This window comes from Halomonas icarae (assembly GCF_009901955.1).
Lineage (GTDB): Bacteria > Pseudomonadota > Gammaproteobacteria > Pseudomonadales > Halomonadaceae > Halomonas > Halomonas icarae.
In genome coordinates, this window is record NZ_WUTS01000001.1 from 3,178,506 (window position 1) to 3,201,616 (window position 23,111).

The window sequence follows — 23,111 nt, forward strand, 5'->3', positions numbered from 1 at the left end:
TCTGGTGTGTCATGCCGGCCGGCGTGGGTGAGGGCGCCGTCAGGCACGCTCCCTTCCCGAGTCGATCAGTCTGGCCAGCGCCTCCTCGTCGAGGCGCTGGCGGTCCACCTTGAGATAAGCCAGGCGCTCCTCGGGGACGACCAGCACATCCTCGACGCCGGCCACCTCGGCAAACCTCGCCATCAGGGTCTCCAGGGCATCATCGCCGTGATCACCCTCAAGCGCCACTACTTCGCTGACCAGATGCGGCGGCTGACGCATGCCCACCATGACCGCCAGCCAGGCCGCTACCAACGTGGCTGCTCCCAGGAAGACCGCCGTCAGCCCCCAGTGCTGGGCCAGGGCGCCACCCAGCACGCCGCCCAGGAAGGCCCCCAGAAACTGGCTGGTCGAGTAGACCCCCATGGCGGTGCCCTTGGCCCCGGCCGGTGCCAGCTTGCTGATCATCGACGGCAGCGTGGCCTCGAGCAGATTGAAGCCAATGAAGTAGGCCAGCAGCCAGGCCAGCAGCCCCCAGAGACCGGTGCCGCCCCAGGCCATGCCCAGCAGGCTGACCAGCATCGCCGAGATGGCCAGCAGGCACATCGCCTTCATGCGTCGGCGCTTCTCGGCCACCACGACCAGTGGCACCATGCCGATGAAGGCCAGCAGCATCACGCCCAGATAGGCCAGCCCGTGGCGCTCCGAGGGAAGCCCCGCCTCGATCAGTCGGAAGGGTACCGCAACGAAGATCGCCATCAGCACCAGGTGCAGGGCGAAGATGGAGACATCCAGGCGCAGCAGATCGGGCCGCCTCAGAGTGCGCCCCAGCTGTGCGCGGTCGATGCCCACATCGCGATGGCGCAAGCGGCGTGGTGCAGGCGGCACCAGTCGCCACAGCACCGGTAGTCCCATGGCAGCCAGGAGGGCGTTGAACCAGAACACTCCCGAAAGACCGAAGCTGGCGGCCACCAGCGGTCCCAGCACCATGGCCACGGCGAAGGCCACCCCGATGGAGAGGCCGATGGTGGCCATCGCCGCGGTGCGCACCTGCTCGCGTGTCTGGTCGGCCAGCAGTGCCATGATCGCCGCGGCCACCGCACCGCTGCCCTGCAGGCAGCGCCCCAGGATGACGCCGCCGATGGTGTCGGCGGCGGCGGCCACCACGCTGCCCAGCACAAACAGCACCAGGCCGGCGGCGATCACCGGCTTGCGTCCAAGACGATCGGAGAGCAGCCCGAAGGGGATCTGCAGTACCGCCTGCGTCAGGCCGTAAATGCCCAGCGCCAGCCCCACCAGCAGCGGCGTGGCGCCGGCCAGGTCATCGGCATACAGCGCGAGAACCGGCAGCACCATGAACAGGCCCAGCATACGAGTGGCGTAGAGACCGGCCAGGCCGGTGATGGCGCGCCGTTCGGCGGGGAGCAGCAGCCCGGAGACCTTGCGCATAGGCGTAGCGTATCTTCCCTGGAGGGGGCGTCATGCGCCCAGGATTGACCGTCTATTCTAGCGGTTTGCCACCTGCCGGGGAAAGTCGACATCCAACCCGCTTTGCCGCCGCCGGGAGCCGGCCCGTATAATCGGCCTTTTGCCGCGCTCTTTTGCCGCGCTCATGAGGTGGGAATGGACAGGATTCTGGTCAGGGGTGCCCGCACCCACAACCTGAAGAATATCGACGTCGAGCTGCCCCGCGACAGGCTGATCGTGGTCACCGGCCTATCCGGCTCGGGCAAGTCCTCGCTGGCCTTCGATACGCTCTATGCCGAAGGGCAGCGGCGCTATGTGGAGTCGCTCTCCACCTATGCCCGCCAGTTCCTGTCGATGATGGAGAAGCCCGACGTCGATCATATCGAGGGGCTGTCACCGGCGATCTCCATCGAGCAGAAGTCCACCTCCCATAACCCCCGCTCTACCGTGGGTACCATTACCGAGATCTACGACTATCTGCGGCTATTGTTCGCGCGGGCCGGCACGCCGCGCTGCCCGGAACACGACGAGGACCTCGAGGCCCAGACCGTTTCGCAGATGGTCGACCAGGTGCTGGCGCTGCCCGAGGGCAGCAAGCTGATGCTGCTGGCTCCGGTGGTCAAGGGACGCAAGGGGGAGCACCTGCAGCTGCTCGCCGAGCTGCGCGCCCAGGGCTTCGTGCGCGCGATGGTCGACGGCCAGGTCCTGGAGCTCGATGATATCGCCCCGCTGGAGAAGACCCGCAAGCACGATATCAGCGTGGTGGTGGACCGCATCAAGGTGCGTGACGGCTTGCAGCAGCGCCTGGCGGAATCCTTCGAGACCGCCCTCGGCCTGGCGGACGGCGTCGCCATGGTCCACTTCATGGACGGCGAGCGGGAGGATATCGCCTTCTCGGCACGCTTCGCCTGCCCGGTGTGCGGCTACTCGATCGCCGAGCTCGAGCCGCGCATGTTCTCCTTCAACAACCCCGCCGGCGCCTGCTCGACCTGCGATGGCCTGGGGGTGCAGCAGGTCTTCGATCCCGACAAGCTGATCAGCCACCCGGAACTGTCATTGGCCGAAGGCGTGATCAAGGGCTGGGACCGGCGCAGCGTCTTCTATTTCAATCAGCTCCAGGCAGTGGCCGATCACTACCGCTTCACCCTGGAGACCCCCTGGCAGGAGCTGGCACGCCACGAGCGCGAGGTGATTCTCTACGGCAGCGGTCACGACGATATCGCCTTCCACTATGTCAACGATCGTGGCCGCAAGGTGAGTCGCGAACACCCCTTCGAGGGAGTGCTGCCCAACCTGCAGCGCCGCTACCGTGAGACCGAGTCGAACATGGTGCGCGAGGAGCTGGCACGCTATATCGCGCTCCAGCCCTGCCCGGGCTGCGACGGGTCGCGACTGCGCAAGGAGTCGCGCCATGTCTTTATCGACGAGCGCTCCCTGCCCGACATGGTGCGCCTGCCCATCGGCGAGGCCTGGCACTACTTCCAGGAGCTCGAGCTGCCGGGCCGGCGAGGCGAGATCGCCACCAAGATCATCAACGAGATCCATGCCCGCCTGGAGTTTCTGGTCAACGTCGGTCTCGACTACCTCAATCTGGAGCGCAGCGCCGAGACCCTCTCCGGCGGCGAGGCCCAGCGTATCCGCCTGGCCAGCCAGATCGGCGCCGGCCTGGTGGGAGTGATGTATATCCTCGATGAGCCCTCCATCGGCCTGCACCAGCGTGACAACGACCGTCTGCTGCAGACCCTCGAGCGCCTGCGCGACCTGGGCAACACCGTGATCGTGGTGGAGCACGACGAGGATGCCATCCGTGCCGCCGACCATGTGCTCGACATCGGCCCCGGAGCCGGCGTTCACGGCGGCCGGATCATCGCCCAGGGCACCCCCGAGGAGGTGACCGCGACCGCCGATTCGCTCACCGGCCAGTACCTGGCCGGCACCCGGCGCATCGAGGTCCCGCCCTGGCGCATCCCCGGCAACCCCGAGAAGGTACTGCGCCTCTCAGGCGCCCGCGGCAACAACCTTCAGGATGTCACCCTGGAGCTGCCGCTGGGCCTGTTCGTGTGCGTCACCGGCGTCTCCGGCTCCGGCAAGTCGACGCTGATCAACTCGACCCTGATGCCCATCGCCGCCCGCGAGCTCAACCACGCCACCAGCCTGACGCCCTCGGCCCACGATGAGATCGAGGGGCTCGATCATCTCGACAAGGTGATCGATATCGATCAGAGCCCCATCGGGCGTACCCCTCGCTCCAACCCGGCCACCTACACCGGGATCTTCACGCCGATCCGCGAACTCTTCGCCGGCACCCAGGAGGCGCGCTCGCGGGGCTACAAGCCCGGCCGCTTCTCCTTCAACGTCAAGGGGGGACGCTGCGAGGCGTGTCAGGGCGAGGGCATGATCAAGGTCGAGATGCATTTCCTGCCCGATATCTATGTGCCCTGCGATGTCTGCAAGGGCAAGCGCTACAACCGCGAGACCCTGGAGATCGAGTACAAGGGCAAGAGCATCGACGAGGTGCTGGGGATGACCGTGGAGGAGGCGCTGGAGTTCTTCAGCCCCGTGCCGGCCATTGCCCGCCGCCTGCAGACCCTTCTTGATGTGGGCCTCTCCTATATCCGCCTGGGCCAGAGCGCCACCACCCTCTCCGGCGGCGAGGCCCAGCGGGTCAAGCTCGCCCGGGAGCTGGCCAAGCGCGACACCGGCAAGACGCTGTATATCCTCGATGAGCCCACCACCGGCCTGCACTTCGAGGATATCCGCCAGCTTCTCGGCGTGCTCCATCGCCTGCGCGACCACGGCAACACCATCGTGGTCATCGAGCACAACCTGGATGTGATCAAGACCGCCGACTGGCTGATCGACCTGGGTCCCGAGGGCGGCTCCGGCGGCGGACGCATCATCGCCGAGGGTACCCCGGAGCAGGTGGCCCGCAGCGAGGTCTCCCATACCGGGCGCTTCCTCAAGCCGCTGCTGGAGCGGGCCCAAGCCGGCAAGGCGGAGACTGAGGCCGCCTCTTAAGCTGTAAGCCATAAGCTGTAAGCTGTAAGCTGTAAGCTGTAAGCTGTAAGCTGTAAGCTGTAAGCACAGCATGAGACCCCGCAGGCCAGACCTGGCGGGGGTTTCTTATGGCTTACAGCTTATGGCTTACAGCTCCCGGCGAAGCCGGGGATAAAAAAAACCGGCCCCTTGCGGGAGCCGGTTTTTCTTTACAGCGTATGCCTGACCCGGGGGCCCGAGGATCACTCCTCGTCGGCATCCTCGACGACCGGACGGTCGACGAGCTCGACGAAGGCCATGGGGGCGTTGTCGCCGGTGCGGAAGCCGCACTTGAGAATACGGACGTAACCGCCCGGACGCTCGGCGTAACGCGGACCCAGCTCATTGAAGAGCTTGCCGACCGCTTCCTTGGAACGGGTGCGGCTGAAGGCCAGACGACGATTGGCGACGCTGTCCTGCTTGGCCAGAGTGATCAGCGGCTCGATGACGCGACGCAGCTCCTTGGCCTTGGGCAGGGTTGTCTTGATGACCTCGTGCTCGATCAGCGACACGCTCATGTTCTTGAACATGGCCTGGCGATGCGAGCTGTTACGGTTCAACTGGCGACCGCTTTTACGATGACGCATGGTTGTGATTCCTTACCAAACTGGGACTCGAGTCGGCGCTCACGCGGAGGCCTTGTCGTCCTTCAGGCTTGCCGGCGGCCAGTTTTCCAGCCGCATGCCCAGGGAAAGACCGCGTGCTGCCAGCACGTCCTTGATCTCGTTCAGGGACTTCTTGCCGAGGTTCGGCGTCTTGAGCAGCTCCACCTCGGTGCGCTGGATCAGATCGCCGATGTAGTAGATATTCTCGGCCTTCAGGCAGTTGGCGCTGCGAACGGTCAACTCGAGATCGTCTACGGGGCGCAGCAGGATCGGATCGATATGATCCTCTTCCTCCTCCACTTCCTGTTCCTTGTCGGCTTCCAGGTCGACGAACGCGGCCAGCTGATCCTGCAGGATGGTCGCGCTGCGACGGATCGCCTCTTCGGGATCCAGGGTGCCGTCGGTTTCCAGGTCGATGATCAGCTTGTCGAGGTCGGTGCGCTGCTCAACACGCGCGGCCTCGACGCTGTAGGAAACACGACGCACGGGGCTGAAGGTCGCATCCAGCTGCAGGCGGCCGATGGCGCGAGATTCATCATCGGCACCGACACGTGCATCCGCCGGCTCATAGCCACGGCCGCGTGCCACCTTGAGCTGCATCTTCAGCTCAGAACCCTCGTTGACGTGGGCGATGACATGGTCGGGATTGATGATCTCGACGTCATGGTCGAGGGCGATATCGCCCGCAGTCACGACGGCCGGGCCCTGCTTGTTCAGCGAGAGCACCGCCTCGTCGCGGCTATGCATCTTGATCGCCACGTCCTTGAGGTTCAGGAGGATCTCGATGACATCTTCCTGAACGCCCTCGATCGCGCTGTATTCATGCTCTACGCCGCCGATCTCGGCCTCTACCACGGCACAGCCGGGCATGGACGAGAGCAGGATGCGACGCAGGGCGTTGCCCAGCGTGTGGCCGAAGCCACGCTCGAAGGGCTCGAGCACGATCTTTGCGTGGTGTGCGCTGATCTCTTCGACCTTGATGTCGCGCGGACGAAGAAACTCTGTCACTGAACGCTGCATATGAACACCTTTCAGGCTGCCAAACGGATACTGGGTACTCTTGGCCCGCCCCCGTCAACGAGGGCAGGCACGGCGCTTGACACCGCTTACTTGGAGTACAGCTCGACGATCAGGGCCTCGTTGATGTCGGCAGTCAGGTCGCCACGCTCGGGCAGCGCCTTGAAAGTGCCTTCCATCTTCTTGGCATCGACCTCGATCCAGGCCACGTCGCCGCGGTTGGCGGCCAGGGCCAGGGCGTTCTGGATGCGCGCCTGATTCTTCGCCTTCTCGCGAACGGAGACCACATCACCGGGCTTGACCTGATAGGACGCCACGTTGACGGTCTTGCCATTCACGGCGATGGCCTTGTGGCTGACCAGCTGCCGAGCTTCGGAGCGGGTCGAGCCATAGCCCATGCGGTAGACGACGTTGTCCAGTCGGGATTCGAGAAGCTGCAGCAGTACTTCGCCGGTCGCGCCCTTGAGACGGGCCGCTTCCTTGTAGTAGTTGCGGAACTGCTTCTCGAGTACGCCATACATGCGACGTACTTTCTGCTTCTCGCGAAGCTGCAAGCCGTATTCGGAAATACGCTGACGGCGCTGGCCGTGCACACCCGGAATCTGCTCGGATTTGCACTTCTTCTCGAAGGGAGTGACACCGCTCTTCAGAAAGAGGTCGGTCCCCTCACGACGAGACAGTTTGCACTTCGGTCCAATGTAACGAGCCATGAATCTGTCTCCTTAAACGCGGCGTTTCTTCGGCGGACGGCAGCCATTGTGGGGAATGGGCGTCGCGTCAATGATGCTCTGCACGCGGAAGCCGGCGGCGTTGAGTGCGCGCACGGCGGATTCACGGCCAGGACCGGGGCCCTTGACCAGCACGTCGACGTTTTTCACACCATACTCGGCTGCAGCGGTCGCTGCACGCTCGCTTGCCACTTGAGCAGCGAACGGGGTGCTCTTGCGAGAACCACGAAAACCCGAACCACCGGCAGTTGCCCAGGATAGGGCATTGCCCTGGCGGTCTGTGATCGTAATGATCGTGTTGTTAAAAGAGGCGTGGATATGCGCGACGGCATCCACCACCTGCTTTTTAACCTTCTTGCGATTGCTACGCGGGTTAGCCATGTTGATGATTCTTCCTGTCTTTACGCCAGAACGTGCGTGTTATTTGCGGATCGGCTTACGCGGGCCCTTACGGGTACGCGCATTGGTCTTGGTACGCTGACCACGCAGCGGAAGACCACGACGATGACGCAGACCACGGTAGCAACCCAGGTCCATGAGACGCTTGATATTCAGCGTCACATCACGACGAAGGTCACCTTCAACGGTGTACTTGCCGACTTCAGAACGCAGGGTGTCGATCTCTTCAGATGACAGGTCCTGGATCTTGGTGGTCGGCGCGATGCCGGACGCGGCACAGATATCCTGTGCACGAGTGCGGCCAATCCCGAAGATATAGGTCAGCGAGATCGCCGCATGCTTGTTGTCCGGGATATTGACGCCTGCAATACGGGCCATCAGCTTACTCCGAATATGTGAGCGGCTTGCTCGTTGGGTCTACTACAAAAGGCGCAACAGCATACCCCTTTACCCTGCACAGGGCAAGGGGGGCATGCCGGCACCCGGTTCAGCGCAGTCGCCAGGATCAACCCTGACGCTGCTTGTGCCGCGGCTCCGTGCAAATGACGCGGACGGCGCCATTGCGACGGATGATCTTGCAGTTGCGGCACATTTTCTTCACGGAAGCTCGAACTTTCATCGTTCCATCTCCAAAGTCGGCTAGCGAGGCGGCCCCTGGGGACCGCAACGCGCCAGTTCGACGAACGGCGCCTCAGCGCATGATGCCGCCGCCGCCGTAGCCTTTCAGGTTGGACTTCTTCATCACCGACTCGTACTGGTGCGACATGAGGTGCGACTGCACCTGACCCATGAAGTCCATGATGACCACCACCACGATCAGCAGCGAAGTACCGCCAAAGAAGAACGGCACGTTCCACGCCACGATCAGGAACTGGGGCATCAGGGAAACCGCAGTGATGTACAAGGCGCCAAACAGGGTCAGACGAGTCATGACCTTGTCGACGTAGCGAGCCGTCTGCTCGCCAGGACGAATCCCCGGCAGGAAGGCACCCGACTTCTTGAGGTTGTCGGCGACGTCCTTGGGATTGAAGACCAGCGCTGTGTAAAAGAAGCAGAAGAATACCACCGCAGCGGCAAAAAGCAAGATGTACAGCGGCTGACCCGGGCCAAGAGCCTGGGACGCACGCTGCAGCCAGTCGAGGCCATCGCCGGCACCGACCCACTGTCCCAGCGAGGCCGGAAACAGCAGGATGCTGGAGGCAAAGATCGGCGGAATGACGCCCGCCATGTTCACCTTCAGCGGCAGATAGCTACTCTGACCAGCATACATCTTGTTGCCGACCTGACGACGCGGATAATTCACCGTGATGCGGCGCTGACCGCGCTCGATGAACACCACGAAGGCCACGGTAGCAACGCCCAGGGCAGTGAGTGCCAGCAGCGGCAGGACGTTCCACGCCCCTTCGTTGCGAGCCAGCTCGAAGGCCTGACCGACGGCGCCGGGCAGGCCCGCCACGATACCGGCGAAGATCAGCAGCGAGATGCCGTTGCCGATCCCTTTCTCGGTGATCTGTTCACCCAGCCACATCAGGAATACCGCACCACCCACGAACGTGACGATGGCGGTGAAGTAGAAGCTGAAGTCGGCAGTATAGGCGATGCCCTGGCTGGCCAGGCCGACCGACATGCCGGTGGCCTGAACCAGTGCCAGGGCAACGGTGCCGTAGCGGGTGTACTGGCTGATCTTGCGCCGCCCGGCCTCACCCTCCTTCTTGAGCTGCTCAAGATGGGGCGAGACCGCGGTCAACAGCTGCATGATAATCGACGCCGAAATATAGGGCATGATGCCCAGGGCGAAGATGCTCATGCGCTCCAGGGCGCCACCCGAGAACATGTTGAACATGCCAAGGATGGTACCCTGCTGCTCCCTGAACAAGGCAGCAAGCTGGTCAGGATTCATACCGGGCACGGGGATGTGGGCACCGATGCGGTACACCACGATGGCGAGGAGCACGAAGCGCAGACGCGCCCACAGTTCACCTAGACCGCTGCCCATCGCCGGCATTTTTCCTGACTTCGCCATTTAGTCCTCTACCTTGCCACCGGCGGCTTCGATCGCGGCACGGGCACCCTTGGTGACCTTGAGTCCGCGAACCGTAACCGCCTTGTTCAGATCGCCGGAGAGGATCACCTTCGCGTGCAGCGTGGCGTCCTTCAGCACGTTGGCCTGCTTGAGGGTCTCGAGGGTGACTTCGTCACCGGCAACCTTGGCCAGCTCGGCCAGGCGCACTTCCTCGGAAACCAGCGACTTCGCAGAGGTGAAGCCGAACTTCGGCAGACGCCGCTGGAGCGGCATCTGACCGCCCTCGAAGCCGGGCTTGACGCTGCCGCCGCTGCGCGACTTGAGGCCCTTGTGGCCACGGCCGCCGGTCTTGCCCAGACCGGAGCCGATGCCACGACCGACACGCTTCTCGGCGTGCTTGGAGCCCGGTGCCGGGCTCAGGCTATTGAGTTTCATGGATTACTCTCCCTCAACGCGCACAAGGTAGTTAACCTTGTGAATCATGCCGCGTACGGCGGGGGTATCTTCCAGTTCGACCGTGTGACCGATGCGGCGCAGGCCGAGGCCCTGGATGGTGGCCTTGTGCTTGGCCAGCACGCCGATGGTGCTGCGGGTCTGGGTAACCTTGATCGTTGCTGCCATGGTGCTCACCCCGTGATCGCTTCGACAGGCATACCGCGCTTGGCGGCGATGTCTTCCGGCGACTGAATGGCGCTCAGGCCCTTGACGGTCGCCCGTACCACGTTCACCGGGTTGGTGGAGCCGTAGCACTTGGCCAGGACGTCATGGACGCCGGCCAGCTCCAGCACGGAGCGCATGGCACCGCCGGCGATTACGCCGGTACCCTCGGAGGCGGGCTGCATGTACACCTTGGAGGCACCGTGACGGGCCTTGATCGGGTACTGCAGGGTGCCGCCGGAGAGGTGCACCTTGACCATGTTGCGACGCGCCTGGTCCATCGCCTTCTGGATAGCGACCGGCACTTCACGTGCCTTGCCGCGACCGAAGCCGACACGACCCTTGCCGTCGCCCACGACGGTCAGAGCGGTGAAACCGAAGACACGGCCACCCTTGACCACCTTGGCAACACGGTTGACCTGTACCAGCTTCTCCTGGAGGTCGCCGCTTTGCTGTTCGTTCTTCGCCATCGTAAAACCCTTTAGAATTCCAGGCCGCCTTCACGAGCGGCGTCGGCCAGGGCCTTGACGCGGCCGTGGTACTTGAAACCGGCGCGGTCGAAGGCTACCTGGGTGATGCCCGCTTGCTTGGCGCGCTCAGCAATCAGTTCGCCAACCTTGGCGGCGGCGTCAGCGTTGCCGGTAGCACCCTCACGCAGGACCTTGTCCAGCGTTGAGGCGCTGGCCAGCACCTTGCCACCATCCGGCGAGATAATCTGCGCGTAGATGTGACGCGGGGTACGGTTGACGCACAGGCGATACACGCCCAGCTCGCGGATCTTGGCGCGAGCGCGGCGGGCACGACGGAGACGAGATTCTTTCTTCGCGTTCATAACCCTGCCTTACTTCTTCTTGGCTTCTTTGCGACGCACCTGCTCGTCGGCGTACCTGACACCCTTGCCCTTGTAGGGCTCGGGCGGACGGAAGGCGCGGATTTCCGCGGCCACATGGCCGAGCTTCTGCTTGTCCGCGCTCTTCAGCACGATCTGGGTGTTCTTCGGCGTTTCCGCGGAGACACCCTCAGGCAGCGTATACTCGACTGGGTGCGAGAAGCCTAGTGACAGATTGAGCGTCTGGCCCTTGGCCTGGGCACGATAACCGACGCCGATGATTTCGAGGGACTTGGTGAAGCCTTCGCTTACCCCGGTCACCAGATTCTGCACCAGGGCGCGGGTGGTACCGGCCATGGCCCAGGTCTTGGCAGACTCGCTGGGGGCGAAGGTCAGCTGACCCTCTTCCTGACCTACCACCACGTCGTGGTGGATGGTCATTGACAGCGTGCCCTGGCCGCCCTTGGCGGTCAGCTGGTCACCGTCGATCTTGATCTCGACGCCAGCGGGCACTTTTACTGGATATTTGGCTACGCGGGACATTCCAAACTCCTAGAATACGGTGCAGATGACTTCGCCACCGACACCGGCCTTGCGAGCCGCGCGATCGGTCATCACCCCGTTGGAGGTGGTGACGATAGCGATACCCAGACCATCGGCGACCTTCGGCAGCGCGTCCTTGCCCTTGTACTGGCGCAGGGACGGCTTGGAAACTCGCTGGATGTGCTCGATGACCGGCTTGCCCTCGAAATACTTGAGGGTCACGGCCAGCTCCGGCTTGGCGCTTTCGGACACCGCGAAGTCGTTGATGTAACCCTCTTCCTTCAATACGCGGGCCACCTCAACCTTGAGGCGGGAAGACGGCATGGTGACCGTCTCCTTGGTGGCCATTTGCGCATTGCGGATACGGGTAAACATATCCGCCAGAGTATCTTGCATGCTCATTTACGTTGCGCTCCTGATTCTTGCGTGGCTTACCAGCTGGACTTCTTGAGTCCGGGAACATCGCCACGCATGGCGGCTTCACGAAGCTTGTTGCGGCCGAGGCCGAACTTGTTGTAGAAGCCGTGCGGACGACCAGTGATACGACAGCGGTTACGCTGACGCACCGGGCTGGAGTCGCGCGGCAACTGCTGAAGCTTCAGCGTAGCTTCGAAGCGCTCTTCGTCGGAAGCGTTCGCGTCCTGGATGATCGCCTTGAGCTCGGCACGCTTGGCGGAGTACTTCTCCACCAGCTTGGCGCGCTTGAGCTCACGCTCTACCATGCTTTTCTTTGCCATGATCCCACCCTTATTTCTTGAACGGGAAGTTCAGCGCGCTCAGCAGCGCACGACCTTCATCATCGGTGTTGGCGGTGGTGGTGATGGTGACATCCAGACCACGAATCCGGTCGATCTTATCATACTCGAGTTCCGGGAAGATGATCTGCTCACGCACCCCCATGGAGTAGTTGCCACGACCGTCGAAGGACTTCGGGTTGAGACCACGGAAGTCACGAACGCGGGGGATCGCGATATTCACCAGGCGATCGAGGAAGTCCCACATGCGCTCGGAGCGCAGGGTCACCTTGATCCCGATCGGCCAGCCTTCACGCACCTTGAAGCCCGCGATGGACTTACGTGCCTTGGTTACCACCGGCTTCTGACCGGAGAGCTTCTCCAGGTCACCGATGGCGTTGTCGATCAGCTTTTTATCGCTGGTCGCTTCGCCGATGCCCATATTCAGAGTCACCTTGGTGACTCGTGGCACCTGCATCACGTTGGCGTAGCTGAACTGCTCTTTGAGTTGAGCCACCACCTCGTTCTGATAACGTTCTTTCAAGTTCGCCATTATGCTACCCGACTCGCGTTAGGCGTCGATCTGCGACTGCGTCGACTTGTAGATACGTACCTTGGTACCGTCTTCCTGAACCTGGAAGCCGACGCGATCTGCCTTTCCGGTCTCCTGGTTGAAGATGGCCACGTTGGACGCGTGAATCGGAGCCTCGCGCTCGACGATACCGCCCTGATTTCCCGCCATGGGATTGGGCTTGGTGTGACGCTTGATCATGTTCACACCGGACACCACGAAGCGGTTATCAAGAACCCGCTTTACGGTGCCGCGCTTGCCCTTATCCTTGCCGGCGATGACGATCACTTCATCGTCACGTTTGATCTTTTGCATATCCGCCTCGCTCCTTACAGCACTTCAGGCGCCAAGGAAATGATCTTCATGAACTTCTCGTTGCGAAGCTCACGGGTCACCGGCCCGAAGATACGGGTGCCGATCGGCTGATCATTGGTGTTGTTCAACAGAACCGCCGCATTTCCGTCGAAGCGAATCAGCGAGCCGTCGGAACGACGGACACCGCTGCGGGTGCGAACCACCACCGCCTTGAGGACCTGGCCTTTCTTGACCTTGCCACGCGGAATGGCTTCTTTCACCGTGACTTTGATGATGTCGCCAACGTGGGCATAACGGCGATGAGAACCGCCCAGCACCTTGATGCACTGCACCCGGCGCGCTCCACTGTTGTCGGCGACGTCCAGCATTGTCTGAGTCTGAATCATCGGTTTTCTCCAAACCTAATCTGACAGCAGGTGTAGGGTTAGCCCTTGGCCTGCTCGACCACCTCGACCAGCGTCCAGGACTTGGTCTTGGACAGCGGACGGCACTCCTGGATGGAGACCGTATCACCGGCCTTCGCCTGGTTCGCCTCGTCATGGGCGTGGAGCTTGGTGGAGCGCTTAACGTACTTGCCGTAGATCGGGTGCCGCTCACGGCGCTCGATCATCACGACGATGGACTTGTCCATCTTGTCGCTCACCACCTTGCCGGTGAGCGTACGGGTTTTCTTCTCTTCGGCCATCTCAGTCACCTGCCTTCTCGTTGAGCACAGTCTTCACCCGGGCGATGTCCCGACGAACCTGCTTGAGCAGGTGCGTCTGGCTGAGTTGGCCGGTGGCCTTCTGCATGCGCAGGTTGAACTGCTCGCGGAGGAGTTCGAGGAGCTGATCGTTCAGCTCGTCGACTGACTTTTCACGGATTTCCTGGGCTTTCATCACATCACCGTCCGTTTCACAAAGGTGGTGGAAACCGGGAACTTCTGCGCCGCCAGGCCAAAGGCCTCGCGAGCCAGCTCCTCGGACACGCCTTCGATCTCGTAGAGGATCCGACCGGGCTGAATCTGTGCGACCCAGTACTCGACGGAACCCTTCCCCTTACCCATACGGACTTCGAGGGGCTTCTTGGAGATCGGCTTGTCCGGGAACACCCGAATCCAGATCTTGCCACCACGCTTGACGTGACGGGTGATCGCACGACGACCGGCTTCAATCTGACGGGCGGTGATACGACCACGGCCAGTTGCCTTGAGGCCGTATTCGCCGAAGCTTACCTTGCTTCCGCGATGCGCCAGGCCACGATTGCGGCCCTTCTGCATCTTGCGGAACTTCATACGCTTGGGTTGTAACATCGACTCGCTCTCCCCTTACCTGGAACCTTTCTTCTTGGAGGGCGCGGCCTGCGGCTGTTTAGCCTTGGCGCGGACCTCCTCGATGCCCCCGAGGATTTCACCCTTGAAGACCCAAACCTTGACACCGATGATGCCGTAGGTGGTCTTGGCCTCGTAGGCGGCGTAGTCGATGTCGGCGCGCAGCGTGTGCAGCGGAACACGACCTTCCCGGTACCACTCGGTACGGGCGATTTCCGCACCGCCGAGACGACCGGAGAGCGACACCTTGATGCCGCCGGCGCCCAGACGCATGGCGTTCTGCACGGAGCGCTTCATGGCACGACGGAACATCACGCGGCGCTCGAGCTGGCCAGCGATGTTCTGGGCCACGAGCATGGCATCCAGCTCGGGCTTGCGAACTTCCTCGATGTTGACGTGCACGGGCACACCCATCATCGCGGTCAGCTCGCGGCGCAGACGGTCAACGTCCTCGCCCTTCTTGCCAATCACGATGCCCGGACGGGCGGTGTGAATGGTGATGCGCGCGTTGTTGGCCGGACGCTCGATGGTGATGCGGCTCACGGAGGCGTTCTTGAGACGCTCTTCCAGGAAGCTGCGCACCGCGAGGTCGCTGTTCAGCTTATCGGCATAGGCGCCGCGCTCGGCGTACCACACCGAGGTATGGTCTTTGACGATACCCAGGCGGATGCCTGTTGGATTGACTTTCTGACCCATCTGGTCGACTCCTACTTCTCGGCTACCTTGACGGTGATGTGGCAGGTGCGCTTCAAGATACGATCCGCGCGGCCCTTGGCACGCGGCTTGATACGCTTGAGCGTCATGCCCTCATCGACGCAGATGGTCGAGACACGCAGCTCGTCGATATCCATGCCGTTATTTTCTTCCGCGTTCGCGATGGCGGACTGCAGCACTTTCTTGACCAGCTTGGCAGCCTTCTTCGGTGAGAAGGTCAGCAGGTCCAGCGCCTCGGCGACCGGCTTATCGCGCACCTGGTCAGCCACCAAACGGGCCTTCTGGGCGGATAAACGAGCGCCACGCAGCTTAGCTGTGACTTCCATCTCTCAATCCTCTCTGGCTTACCGTTTGGCTTTCTTGTCCGCCGCATGACCGCGATAGAGGCGGGTAGCAGCGAATTCGCCCAGTTTGTGGCCAACCATTTCCTCGGAGACATGCACCGGGACGTGTTGGCGACCGTTATGGACTGCGATGGTGAGTCCTACCATGTTGGGCAGGATCATGGAGCGACGCGACCAGGTCTTGATCGGTTTGCGATCACTCTTCTCCACAGCAGCCTCGACCTTCTTCAGCAGATGAAGGTCAATAAAGGGACCTTTCTTCAGTGAACGTGGCACAGCCGTTACCTCTTAAAGTGTGTTACTTGGCCTTGCGGCGACGAACGATCAGCGCATCGGTGCGCTTGTTCTTGCGGGTCTTGTGGCCCTTGGTGGGAACGCCCCACGGAGTCACCGGATGACGACCACCGCTGGTGCGGCCTTCACCGCCACCGTGCGGGTGATCCACCGGGTTCATGGCCACGCCGCGAACGGTCGGACGCACACCTTTCCAGCGCTTCGCACCGGCCTTGCCAAGCTGACGCAGGCTGTGCTCTGAATTGCCCACTTCTCCCAGGGTCGCGCGGCACTCGCTCAGCACCTTGCGCATCTCGCCGGAGCGCAGACGCAGGGTGGCATAGTTGCCTTCACGAGCGACCAGCTGGGCGCTGGTACCGGCGCTGCGAGCGATCTGGCCGCCCTTGCCGGGCTTGAGCTCGATGCAGTGCACGGTGGAACCCAGCGGAATGTTACGCAGCGGAAGAGCGTTGCCCTTCTTGATGGCCGCGTTGACGCCGGACTCGAGACGGTCGCCGGCGCTCACGCCCTTGGGCGCCAGAATGTAGCGACGCTCGCCATCGAGATACTTCAGCAGCGCGATGTTGGCGCTACGGTTCGGATCGTACTCGAGACGCTCAACGATGGCCGGAACGCCATCCTTGGTGCGCTTGAAGTCGATGATCCGGTAGTGCTGACGGTGACCACCGCCCACGTGACGGGTGGTGATACGACCGTTGTTGTTACGCCCGCCATTGCGCGACTGCTTCTCGAGCAGAGGCGCGTAGGGTGCACCCTTGTGGAGCTCGCTGTTCACGACCTTTACAAGGTGGCGACGACCGGCGGATGTGGGTTTAGTCTTGACGATTGCCATTGTCCGTACTCCTGCCCTTATTCGGCGCCAGAGAAGTCTTCAAGGGTCTCGCCGGCGGCCAACGTAACATAGGCCTTGCGATACCCCTTGCGGTGACCCAGACCCTGCGCGGTGCGCTTGGTCTTGCCCTTGACGTTCAGCGCTTGAACGCGGTCGACCTTCTTGCCGAACAGAGCCTCAACGGCCTTCTTGATCTCGGGCTTGGTCGCGTCGCTAGCCACCTTGAACACGTACTGGTTGCGTTCAGCAGCCATGGCGGCCTTCTCGGTCACGTGCGGGCCGAGCAGCACCTTGAATACACGCTCCTGGTTCATGCCAGCTTCTCCTCGAATTTACGGAGGGCGGAGACGGTGGCCAGCACCTTGTCGAAGGCGACCAGACTCACCGGATCGGCGGCGGCCACATCGACCACATCCACGTTGGGGATGTTGCGGGCGGCCAGGTAGAGGTTCTCATCGACTTCTTCGGTGACGATCAGCACCTTCTCCAGACCCAGCTCGTTGAGCTTGGCGACCAGCTGCTTGGTCTTCGGAGCGTCGACGGCGAACTCCTCGACGGCCACCAGGCGATCCTGGCGCACCAGCTCGGAGAGGATCGAGCGCATCGCCGCACGGTACATCTTGCGGTTGACCTTCTGGGTGTAGTCCTGGGGACGAGCCGCAAAGGTCACACCGCCACTGCGCCAGATCGGCGAGCGGATGGTGCCGGCACGGGCACGACCGGTACCCTTCTGACGCCACGGCTTCTTGCCGCCGCCACGCACGTCGGAACGGTTCTTCTGAGCGCGGGTACCCTGACGACCACCGGCCAGATAGGCGGTGACAACCTGGTGCACGAGCGCTTCATTGAATTCTTTGCCAAAGGTGGCGTCGGACACGTCGACGGTGCCGGCGCCGGCAGCAAGATTCAGATTCATCGGTAGATTCCCCTTCAGCCAGCTTTCACGGCGCTGCGCACGATAACGTCACTACCGGTGGCACCAGGCACGGCACCCTTGACCAGCAGCAGATTACGCTCAGCATCGACGCGGACGACTTCAAGACTCTGGACGGTGCAACGCACGTTGCCCATCTGGCCAGCCATTTTCTTGCCCTTGAACACTCGCCCAGGGGTCTGGCACATGCCGATGGAGCCCGGCGCGCGGTGGGCCAGGGAGTTACCGTGGCTGTTGTCCTGGGTGCGGAAGTTCCAGCGCTTGACGGCGCCCTGGAAACCCTTGCCCTTGGAGCTGCCAGTCACATCGATCGATTGACCAGCTTCGAAGAGGGATACGGTGAGTTCGCCGCCCACTTCCGGAGCCTCGTCGCCTTCTGCCAGGCGGAACTCCATCAGCGAACGACCGGCCTCGACACCTGCCTTGGCGAACTGCCCAGCCTGGGCCTTCGACAGGTGCTTGGCCTTGCGGGAGCCAGTTGTAACCTGAATCGCCGCGTAGCCGTCGCTTTCGACGGTCTTGACGCGAGTGACGCGATTAGGCTCAACCTCGATCACGGTTACGGGCACGGAAGCGCCGTCTTCGGTGAAGACACGGGTCATCCCGGCCTTCTTGCCGACTAAACCGATAGTCATTCTCAGTCTCCTATAGTGTACGGGGCTATCACCCGCTATGGCTGCCCTTTCCAGAGCATTCCACTAGCACGTTGTGTGGCGCCTCACGGCGCGGCGGCTGCTGCTCGAGCGAATTGTCGAACGCTGGGCCGCGGTGTCTAGTGTAATAATCAGTCGAGCTTGATCTGCACGTCCACGCCGGCGGCGAGATCGAGCTTCATCAGGGCATCGACGGTCTTCTCCGTCGGCTCGACGATATCGAGCACGCGCTTGTGAGTGCGAATCTCGTACTGGTCGCGCGCGTCCTTGTTGACGTGCGGCGAGATCAGCACGGTATAGCGCTCGCGATTGGTCGGCAGAGGAATCGGTCCACGAACCTGGGCGCCGGTACGCTTGGCGGTTTCGACAATCTCCGCAGCGGACTGGTCGATCAGGCGATGGTCGAAGGCCTTCAACCGAATGCGAATCTTCTGGTTCTGCATTTGCCCTAACTCCAATGGATTCTGACGGCGCGAGCCGTCAACCCACGCATTCAAAGGATGCGCATTATATGCACACCGAAAACGAGAGTCAAACACTCGTTGACGATGAACAGCAAAGGGGCTCCTCCTGGAGCCCCTTCTGATCATTCAAGCAGCGCGATGCTTACTCGACGATCTTGGCCACGACGCCAGCGCCGACGGTACGACCGCCTTCACGGATGGCGAAGCGCAGGCCATCGTCCATGGCGATCGGCGCAATCAGGCTGACCACCATCTTGACGTTGTCGCCCGGCATGACCATCTCGACGCCTTCCGGCAGCTCACAGGTACCGGTGATGTCGGTGGTACGGAAGTAGAACTGCGGACGGTAGCCCTTGAAGAACGGAGTGTGACGACCACCCTCGTCCTTGGACAGCACGTACACCTCGGCCTCGAACTTGGTGTGCGGGGTGATCGTGCCCGGCTTGGCCAGAACCTGACCACGCTCGACGTCGTCACGCTTGGTGCCACGCAGCAGGGCGCCAACGTTCTCGCCGGCACGACCTTCGTCGAGCAGCTTGCGGAACATCTCGACGCCGGTAACGACGGTCTTGACGGTGTCCTTGATACCGACGATCTCGACTTCCTCGCCAGCCTTGACGATGCCGCGCTCGACACGACCGGTGACCACGGTGCCGCGACCGGAGATGGAGAACACGTCCTCGATCGGCATCAGGAACGGCTGATCGATGGCACGCTCCGGCTCCGGGATGTAGTCGTCCAGGGCCTTGATCAGGCTGGCAACGGCGGTGGTGCCCATGCCGTTGTCGTCCTTGCCTTCCAGCGCCATCAGGGCAGAGCCGGTGATGATCGGGGTGTCGTCGCCCGGGAAGTCGTACTCGTCGAGGAGCTCACGAACTTCCATCTCGACCAGCTCGAGCAGCTCTTCGTCGTCGACCATGTCGGCCTTGTTCAGGAACACGACGATGTACGGCACGCCAACCTGACGAGACAGCAGGATGTGCTCGCGAGTCTGCGGCATGGGGCCGTCGGCAGCGGAACAGACCAGGATCGCACCGTCCATCTGGGCGGCACCGGTGATCATGTTCTTGACGTAGTCGGCGTGCCCCGGGCAGTCGACGTGTGCGTAGTGGCGCGCTTCGGACTGGTACTCGACGTGAGAGGTGGCGATGGTGATACCACGCTCACGCTCTTCGGGAGCGTTGTCGATGGCGTCGAACTCGCTCCAGTCACCACCGAACACCTCGGCGGAAACACGGGTCAGGGCCGCAGTCAGAGTGGTCTTGCCGTGGTCGACGTGACCGATGGTACCGACGTTGACGTGCGGTTTGGAACGCTCAAATTTTTCCTTAGCCACTGCTATAACCTCTTTACGTTAGCTAACGGTTAACCGTTTTGGTTGATGACGGCTTCAACGACGCTGGACGGCGCCTCTTCGTAATCCGCAAACTCCATGACGTAGCTTGCGCGTCCCTGGGTCTGAGAACGCAGATCGGTCGCGTAACCGAACATCTCAGCCAACGGAACTCTGGCGCGAATGACCTTGCCCATGGGCGAATCATCCATGCCGGATACCAGACCACGGCGGCGGTTGAGGTCACCCATGACGTCGCCCATGAAGTCCTCGGGGGTGACGACCTCGACCTTCATTACCGGCTCGAGCAGCACCGCCTTGGCCTTCTTGGCACCTTCCTTGACTGCCATGGAAGAAGCAACCTTGAACGCGGTCTCGTTGGAGTCCACGTCGTGGTAGGAACCATCGTACAGCGTAACCTTGACGTCGATCATCGGATAGCCCGCGATGACACCGTTCTGCAGCTGCTCGTAGGCCCCTTTCTCGACGGCTGGCACGTATTCCTTGGGAACCACGCCGCCGACGATCTCTGAAGCGAACTTGAAGCTCATGTCTTCATCTTCGCCCTTGTCTTCCGCGGTCAGCGGCTCGATGCGCAGATGCACGTGACCGTACTGACCACGACCACCGGACTGGCGCACGAACTTGCCTTCCTGCTCGACCGAGCCACGAATGGTCTCGCGGTAGGCGACCTGCGGCTTGCCGATGTTGGCCTCGACCTTGAACTCACGACGCATGCGGTCGACGATGATGTCGAGGTGCAGCTCGCCCATGCCGGAGATGATGGTCTGGCCCGTCTCCTCGTCGGTACGCACCTGGAACGAGGGGTCTTCCTGGGCCAGTTTGCCCAGCGCCACGCCCATCTTCTCCTGGTCCGCCTTGGACTTCGGCTCGACGGCCACGGAGATAACCGGGTCCGGGAACTCCATGCGCTCCAGCACGATCTTGTCATTCAGGTCGCACAGGGTGTCGCCGGTGGTGACGTCCTTCAGACCGATACAGGCGGCGATATCGCCGGCCAGCACTTCCTTGATCTCCTCACGGGAGTTGGCGTGCATCTGCACCAGACGCCCGATACGCTCCTTCTTGTTGCGCACGGAGTTGTAGACGCTGTCGCCGGACTTCAGCACGCCGGAGTAGACGCGGATGAAGGTCAGGGTGCCGACGAAGGGATCGGTCGCGATCTTGAACGCCAGGGCGGCGAACGGCGCCTTGTCATCGGCCTCGCGAGTCTCGATGGTACCTTCCTTGTCGTCCAGCTCACCCTCGATCGCCTTGACCTCGGTGGGAGACGGAAGGTATTCGACGACTGAGTCCAGCACCGCCTGCACGCCCTTGTTCTTGAACGCAGAGCCGCAGGTGACCAGCACGATCTCGTTGTCGAGAGTACGACGGCGCAGACCGGCCTTGATCTCTTCCTTGGAAAGCTCGCCACCTTCCAGGTACTTGTCCATCAGCTCTTCGGAAGCTTCGGCTGCGGCCTCGACCATCTCCTCGCGATACTTCTCCGCGGTCTCCTGGAGATCGGCGGGGATATCGATCAGGTCATAGGTGGCACCGAAATCGCTTTCGTTCCACTGGATGGCCTTCATCTCGATCAGATCGATGACGCCCTTGAAGTCTTCCTCGGTGCCCCAGTTGATCTGGATCGGCACGGCATTGGCACCGAGCCGGTCCTTGAGCTGGGCGACCACGTTGAAGAAGTCAGCGCCGGTACGGTCCATCTTGTTGACGAACACCATGCGCGGAACTTCGTACTTGTTGGCCTGACGCCAGACTGTCTCGGTCTGCGGCTGCACGCCGGAAGAGCCACACAGCACCACCACGGCACCGTCGAGCACACGCAGGGAACGCTCCACCTCGATGGTGAAGTCGACGTGCCCGGGGGTGTCGATGATGTTGATGCGATGCTCGTCGAACTGGTGGTTCATCCCCCTCCAGAATGTCGTCACGGCAGCGGAGGTGATGGTGATACCACGCTCCTGCTCCTGCTCCATCCAGTCGGTGGTAGAAGCGCCTTCGTGGGTCTCGCCCAACTTGTGGTTGATCCCGGTATAGAACAGCACGCGCTCGGTCGTGGTGGTCTTGCCGGCATCGACGTGGGCGACGATCCCGATGTTGCGATAGCGTTTTAGCGGAGTTTTGCGAGCCACGGTGGAACTCCCCGTTGGTTGGCGATGCGTTTTGCGGCCGGCACTTAGAACCGGAAGTGCGAGAAGGCCTTGTTGGCTTCAGCCATACGATGCACGTCTTCACGCTTCTTGACCGCAGAGCCCTTGCCTTCGGCGGCATCGAGCATCTCGCCGGCGAGACGCAGCACCATGGTCTTTTCACCACGGCGGCGCGCGGCATCTGCCAGCCAACGCATGGCCAGCGCCTGACGACGCGAGGGACGCACCTCGACCGGCACCTGATAGGTCGCGCCGCCGACGCGGCGTGACTTCACCTCGACCATCGGCTGGATGCTCTCCAGCGCCTTGTCGAAGATCTCCAGCGGCTCTTCGTTACTGCGCTCGGCAACCCTGTCCAGCGCACCATAGACGATGCGCTCAGCTACGGACTTCTTGCCGCCGATCATCAGGTGGTTCATGAACTTCGCCAGGCGTTCGCTTCCGAACTTGGGATCCGGCAGGATCTCACGCTTGGCCGCAACTCTTCTTCTAGGCATGATAAGCCCTCTGTTGAAGGGTCCTTCAGGTAAACTCGGAACTCCCGCGCACTCGCTTTGAGCCCGCGACGCCCGACCTTACTCTTATCAGACCGATATCAATGGGTGGTGAAATCGCGATCCGGGCCGATCAGGCCTTGGGACGCTTGGTACCGTACTTGGAACGACCCTGCTTACGGTTCTGCACGCCGGAGGTGTCCAGAGCGCCGCGCACGGTGTGATAACGCACACCGGGAAGGTCCTTGACTCGACCACCGCGGATCAGAACCACGGAGTGCTCCTGCAGGTTGTGCCCCTCACCACCAATGTAGGAGGAAACCTCGAACCCGTTGGTCAGGCGAACACGGCACACCTTACGCAGTGCGGAGTTCGGCTTCTTCGGGGTAGTCGTGTAGACGCGGGTGCAAACGCCGCGCTTCTGCGGGCAGGCCTGCAGCGCCGGCACGTCACTCTTGCTGACGGGACGCTTGCGCGGCTTGCGCACCAGCTGATTGATTGTTGCCATCTATTGCTCCAATGGGTTGCCTTGCGGAAGCGAGGTAGCCGCTCGCTTTCCTGTACTACGCTACCTTCCCAGCAGGTTCGGGCGCACCCGCCCCACTGTTAAAGGCTGCGCATTCTACTGGCTGACGCCGCCCTTCGTCAAGCCCGGCCGCCGCAGCG

At 62.2% G+C, this 23,111-nt stretch carries 34 protein-coding genes; 1 reads left to right on the top strand and 33 read right to left on the bottom strand.

All coding sequences use genetic code 11. The features are described 5' to 3' along the window. Nucleotides 1–39 precede the first annotated feature (39 nt). Nucleotides 40–1,428, bottom strand: a complete 1,389-nt coding sequence (locus GRB80_RS14605) for an MFS transporter (protein WP_161424051.1) — start codon at nt 1,426–1,428, stop codon at nt 40–42. A 174-nt stretch (nt 1,429–1,602) separates the two neighbouring features. Between GRB80_RS14605 and uvrA the strand changes: the two genes are divergently transcribed. Further along, nucleotides 1,603–4,464 (top strand): excinuclease ABC subunit UvrA, encoded by a 2,862-nt coding sequence (gene uvrA, locus GRB80_RS14610; RefSeq protein ID WP_161424052.1) that lies wholly within the window; start codon nt 1,603–1,605, stop codon nt 4,462–4,464. 221 nt (nt 4,465–4,685) lie between these two features. Here uvrA and rplQ read toward each other — a convergent pair whose 3' ends face one another. The 32 genes from rplQ to rpsL all read right to left on the bottom strand — a co-directional run bounded on the left by rplQ (nt 4,686) and on the right by rpsL (nt 22,953). Beyond that, nucleotides 4,686–5,069 (bottom strand): 50S ribosomal protein L17, encoded by a 384-nt coding sequence (gene rplQ / locus GRB80_RS14615; protein WP_132044123.1) that lies wholly within the window; start codon nt 5,067–5,069, stop codon nt 4,686–4,688. Nucleotides 5,070–5,108: 39 nt separating this feature from the next. Further along, nucleotides 5,109–6,107, bottom strand: coding sequence for a DNA-directed RNA polymerase subunit alpha (locus GRB80_RS14620; RefSeq protein ID WP_132044121.1), 999 nt, complete (start codon nt 6,105–6,107; stop codon nt 5,109–5,111). A gap of 86 nt (nt 6,108–6,193) precedes the next feature. Then, nucleotides 6,194–6,814 (bottom strand): 30S ribosomal protein S4, encoded by a 621-nt coding sequence (rpsD, locus tag GRB80_RS14625; protein WP_132044119.1) that lies wholly within the window; start codon nt 6,812–6,814, stop codon nt 6,194–6,196. A 12-nt stretch (nt 6,815–6,826) separates the two neighbouring features. Further along, entirely contained in the window at nt 6,827–7,213 is a 387-nt protein-coding gene (rpsK, locus tag GRB80_RS14630) for a 30S ribosomal protein S11 (RefSeq protein WP_132044117.1), read from the bottom strand. 39 nt (nt 7,214–7,252) lie between these two features. Beyond that, the gene (rpsM, locus tag GRB80_RS14635; protein WP_132044115.1) at nt 7,253–7,609 is read right to left on the bottom strand and encodes a 30S ribosomal protein S13; all 357 of its coding nucleotides are present in this window, start codon (nt 7,607–7,609) and stop codon (nt 7,253–7,255) included. Between the two features lie 127 nt (nt 7,610–7,736). Continuing rightward, nucleotides 7,737–7,850 (bottom strand): 50S ribosomal protein L36, encoded by a 114-nt coding sequence (rpmJ, locus tag GRB80_RS14640; RefSeq protein WP_031384759.1) that lies wholly within the window; start codon nt 7,848–7,850, stop codon nt 7,737–7,739. Nucleotides 7,851–7,922: 72 nt separating this feature from the next. Further along, nucleotides 7,923–9,254 carry a preprotein translocase subunit SecY gene (gene secY, locus GRB80_RS14645; protein WP_132044113.1) on the bottom strand — a complete coding sequence of 444 codons (1,332 nt, stop codon included), beginning with the start codon at nt 9,252–9,254 and terminating at the stop codon, nt 7,923–7,925. Continuing rightward, nucleotides 9,255–9,689 carry a 50S ribosomal protein L15 gene (gene rplO, locus GRB80_RS14650; protein ID WP_132044111.1) on the bottom strand — a complete coding sequence of 145 codons (435 nt, stop codon included), beginning with the start codon at nt 9,687–9,689 and terminating at the stop codon, nt 9,255–9,257. Nucleotides 9,690–9,692: 3 nt separating this feature from the next. Then, nucleotides 9,693–9,875 (bottom strand): 50S ribosomal protein L30, encoded by a 183-nt coding sequence (rpmD, locus tag GRB80_RS14655; RefSeq protein ID WP_132044109.1) that lies wholly within the window; start codon nt 9,873–9,875, stop codon nt 9,693–9,695. Nucleotides 9,876–9,880: 5 nt separating this feature from the next. Continuing rightward, nucleotides 9,881–10,381 (bottom strand): 30S ribosomal protein S5, encoded by a 501-nt coding sequence (rpsE, locus tag GRB80_RS14660; RefSeq protein WP_027962365.1) that lies wholly within the window; start codon nt 10,379–10,381, stop codon nt 9,881–9,883. Between the two features lie 11 nt (nt 10,382–10,392). Continuing rightward, nucleotides 10,393–10,743: a 50S ribosomal protein L18 gene (gene rplR, locus GRB80_RS14665; protein ID WP_027962364.1), complete on the bottom strand. Its 351-nt coding sequence runs from the start codon at nt 10,741–10,743 to the stop codon at nt 10,393–10,395. Nucleotides 10,744–10,752: 9 nt separating this feature from the next. Further along, nucleotides 10,753–11,283 (bottom strand): 50S ribosomal protein L6, encoded by a 531-nt coding sequence (gene rplF, locus GRB80_RS14670; protein WP_132044107.1) that lies wholly within the window; start codon nt 11,281–11,283, stop codon nt 10,753–10,755. 9 nt (nt 11,284–11,292) lie between these two features. Then, complete coding sequence (gene rpsH / locus GRB80_RS14675; RefSeq protein ID WP_132044105.1) at nt 11,293–11,685, bottom strand: 30S ribosomal protein S8; 393 nt, start codon at nt 11,683–11,685, stop codon at nt 11,293–11,295. A gap of 29 nt (nt 11,686–11,714) precedes the next feature. After that, the gene (rpsN, locus tag GRB80_RS14680; RefSeq protein ID WP_132044103.1) at nt 11,715–12,020 is read right to left on the bottom strand and encodes a 30S ribosomal protein S14; all 306 of its coding nucleotides are present in this window, start codon (nt 12,018–12,020) and stop codon (nt 11,715–11,717) included. A 10-nt stretch (nt 12,021–12,030) separates the two neighbouring features. After that, nucleotides 12,031–12,570, bottom strand: a complete 540-nt coding sequence (gene rplE, locus GRB80_RS14685) for a 50S ribosomal protein L5 (protein WP_132044101.1) — start codon at nt 12,568–12,570, stop codon at nt 12,031–12,033. 18 nt (nt 12,571–12,588) lie between these two features. After that, a complete protein-coding gene (gene rplX, locus GRB80_RS14690) occupies nt 12,589–12,903 on the bottom strand; it encodes a 50S ribosomal protein L24 (protein ID WP_132044099.1) in 315 nt (104 codons plus the stop codon). Nucleotides 12,904–12,917: 14 nt separating this feature from the next. Then, nucleotides 12,918–13,289 carry a 50S ribosomal protein L14 gene (rplN, locus tag GRB80_RS14695; protein WP_027962358.1) on the bottom strand — a complete coding sequence of 124 codons (372 nt, stop codon included), beginning with the start codon at nt 13,287–13,289 and terminating at the stop codon, nt 12,918–12,920. Nucleotides 13,290–13,327: 38 nt separating this feature from the next. Further along, the gene (gene rpsQ / locus GRB80_RS14700) at nt 13,328–13,588 is read right to left on the bottom strand and encodes a 30S ribosomal protein S17 (RefSeq protein WP_132044203.1); all 261 of its coding nucleotides are present in this window, start codon (nt 13,586–13,588) and stop codon (nt 13,328–13,330) included. A 1-nt stretch (nt 13,589) separates the two neighbouring features. After that, nucleotides 13,590–13,781: a 50S ribosomal protein L29 gene (gene rpmC, locus GRB80_RS14705; RefSeq protein WP_023007544.1), complete on the bottom strand. Its 192-nt coding sequence runs from the start codon at nt 13,779–13,781 to the stop codon at nt 13,590–13,592. After that, nucleotides 13,781–14,194, bottom strand: a complete 414-nt coding sequence (gene rplP, locus GRB80_RS14710) for a 50S ribosomal protein L16 (RefSeq protein ID WP_023007545.1) — start codon at nt 14,192–14,194, stop codon at nt 13,781–13,783. Before rplP ends, rpmC begins: the two co-directional genes overlap by 1 nt. A 15-nt stretch (nt 14,195–14,209) precedes the next feature. After that, entirely contained in the window at nt 14,210–14,908 is a 699-nt protein-coding gene (gene rpsC, locus GRB80_RS14715; RefSeq protein ID WP_132044097.1) for a 30S ribosomal protein S3, read from the bottom strand. Between the two features lie 11 nt (nt 14,909–14,919). After that, complete coding sequence (gene rplV, locus GRB80_RS14720) at nt 14,920–15,252, bottom strand: 50S ribosomal protein L22 (protein WP_027962354.1); 333 nt, start codon at nt 15,250–15,252, stop codon at nt 14,920–14,922. An 18-nt stretch (nt 15,253–15,270) separates the two neighbouring features. Continuing rightward, nucleotides 15,271–15,546 carry a 30S ribosomal protein S19 gene (gene rpsS, locus GRB80_RS14725; protein WP_084286553.1) on the bottom strand — a complete coding sequence of 92 codons (276 nt, stop codon included), beginning with the start codon at nt 15,544–15,546 and terminating at the stop codon, nt 15,271–15,273. A 22-nt stretch (nt 15,547–15,568) separates the two neighbouring features. After that, the gene (gene rplB / locus GRB80_RS14730) at nt 15,569–16,396 is read right to left on the bottom strand and encodes a 50S ribosomal protein L2 (protein WP_132044095.1); all 828 of its coding nucleotides are present in this window, start codon (nt 16,394–16,396) and stop codon (nt 15,569–15,571) included. Nucleotides 16,397–16,413: 17 nt separating this feature from the next. Then, complete coding sequence (gene rplW, locus GRB80_RS14735; protein ID WP_132044093.1) at nt 16,414–16,710, bottom strand: 50S ribosomal protein L23; 297 nt, start codon at nt 16,708–16,710, stop codon at nt 16,414–16,416. Next, nucleotides 16,707–17,312 (bottom strand): 50S ribosomal protein L4, encoded by a 606-nt coding sequence (gene rplD / locus GRB80_RS14740; RefSeq protein WP_132044091.1) that lies wholly within the window; start codon nt 17,310–17,312, stop codon nt 16,707–16,709. Before rplD ends, rplW begins: the two co-directional genes overlap by 4 nt. 14 nt (nt 17,313–17,326) lie before the next feature. After that, on the bottom strand, nt 17,327–17,965 hold the full coding sequence (gene rplC, locus GRB80_RS14745) for a 50S ribosomal protein L3 (protein ID WP_161424053.1): 639 nt from the start codon (nt 17,963–17,965) through the stop codon (nt 17,327–17,329). Between the two features lie 149 nt (nt 17,966–18,114). Then, a complete protein-coding gene (rpsJ, locus tag GRB80_RS14750) occupies nt 18,115–18,426 on the bottom strand; it encodes a 30S ribosomal protein S10 (protein WP_021819602.1) in 312 nt (103 codons plus the stop codon). Nucleotides 18,427–18,589: 163 nt separating this feature from the next. Further along, a complete protein-coding gene (gene tuf / locus GRB80_RS14755; RefSeq protein WP_132044087.1) occupies nt 18,590–19,783 on the bottom strand; it encodes an elongation factor Tu in 1,194 nt (397 codons plus the stop codon). Between the two features lie 29 nt (nt 19,784–19,812). Beyond that, entirely contained in the window at nt 19,813–21,933 is a 2,121-nt protein-coding gene (gene fusA, locus GRB80_RS14760; protein WP_132044085.1) for an elongation factor G, read from the bottom strand. Nucleotides 21,934–21,977: 44 nt separating this feature from the next. After that, the gene (rpsG, locus tag GRB80_RS14765) at nt 21,978–22,448 is read right to left on the bottom strand and encodes a 30S ribosomal protein S7 (protein WP_132044083.1); all 471 of its coding nucleotides are present in this window, start codon (nt 22,446–22,448) and stop codon (nt 21,978–21,980) included. Nucleotides 22,449–22,578: 130 nt separating this feature from the next. After that, the gene (gene rpsL, locus GRB80_RS14770) at nt 22,579–22,953 is read right to left on the bottom strand and encodes a 30S ribosomal protein S12 (RefSeq protein ID WP_102626761.1); all 375 of its coding nucleotides are present in this window, start codon (nt 22,951–22,953) and stop codon (nt 22,579–22,581) included. Between the last annotated feature and the right edge of the window lie 158 nt (nt 22,954–23,111).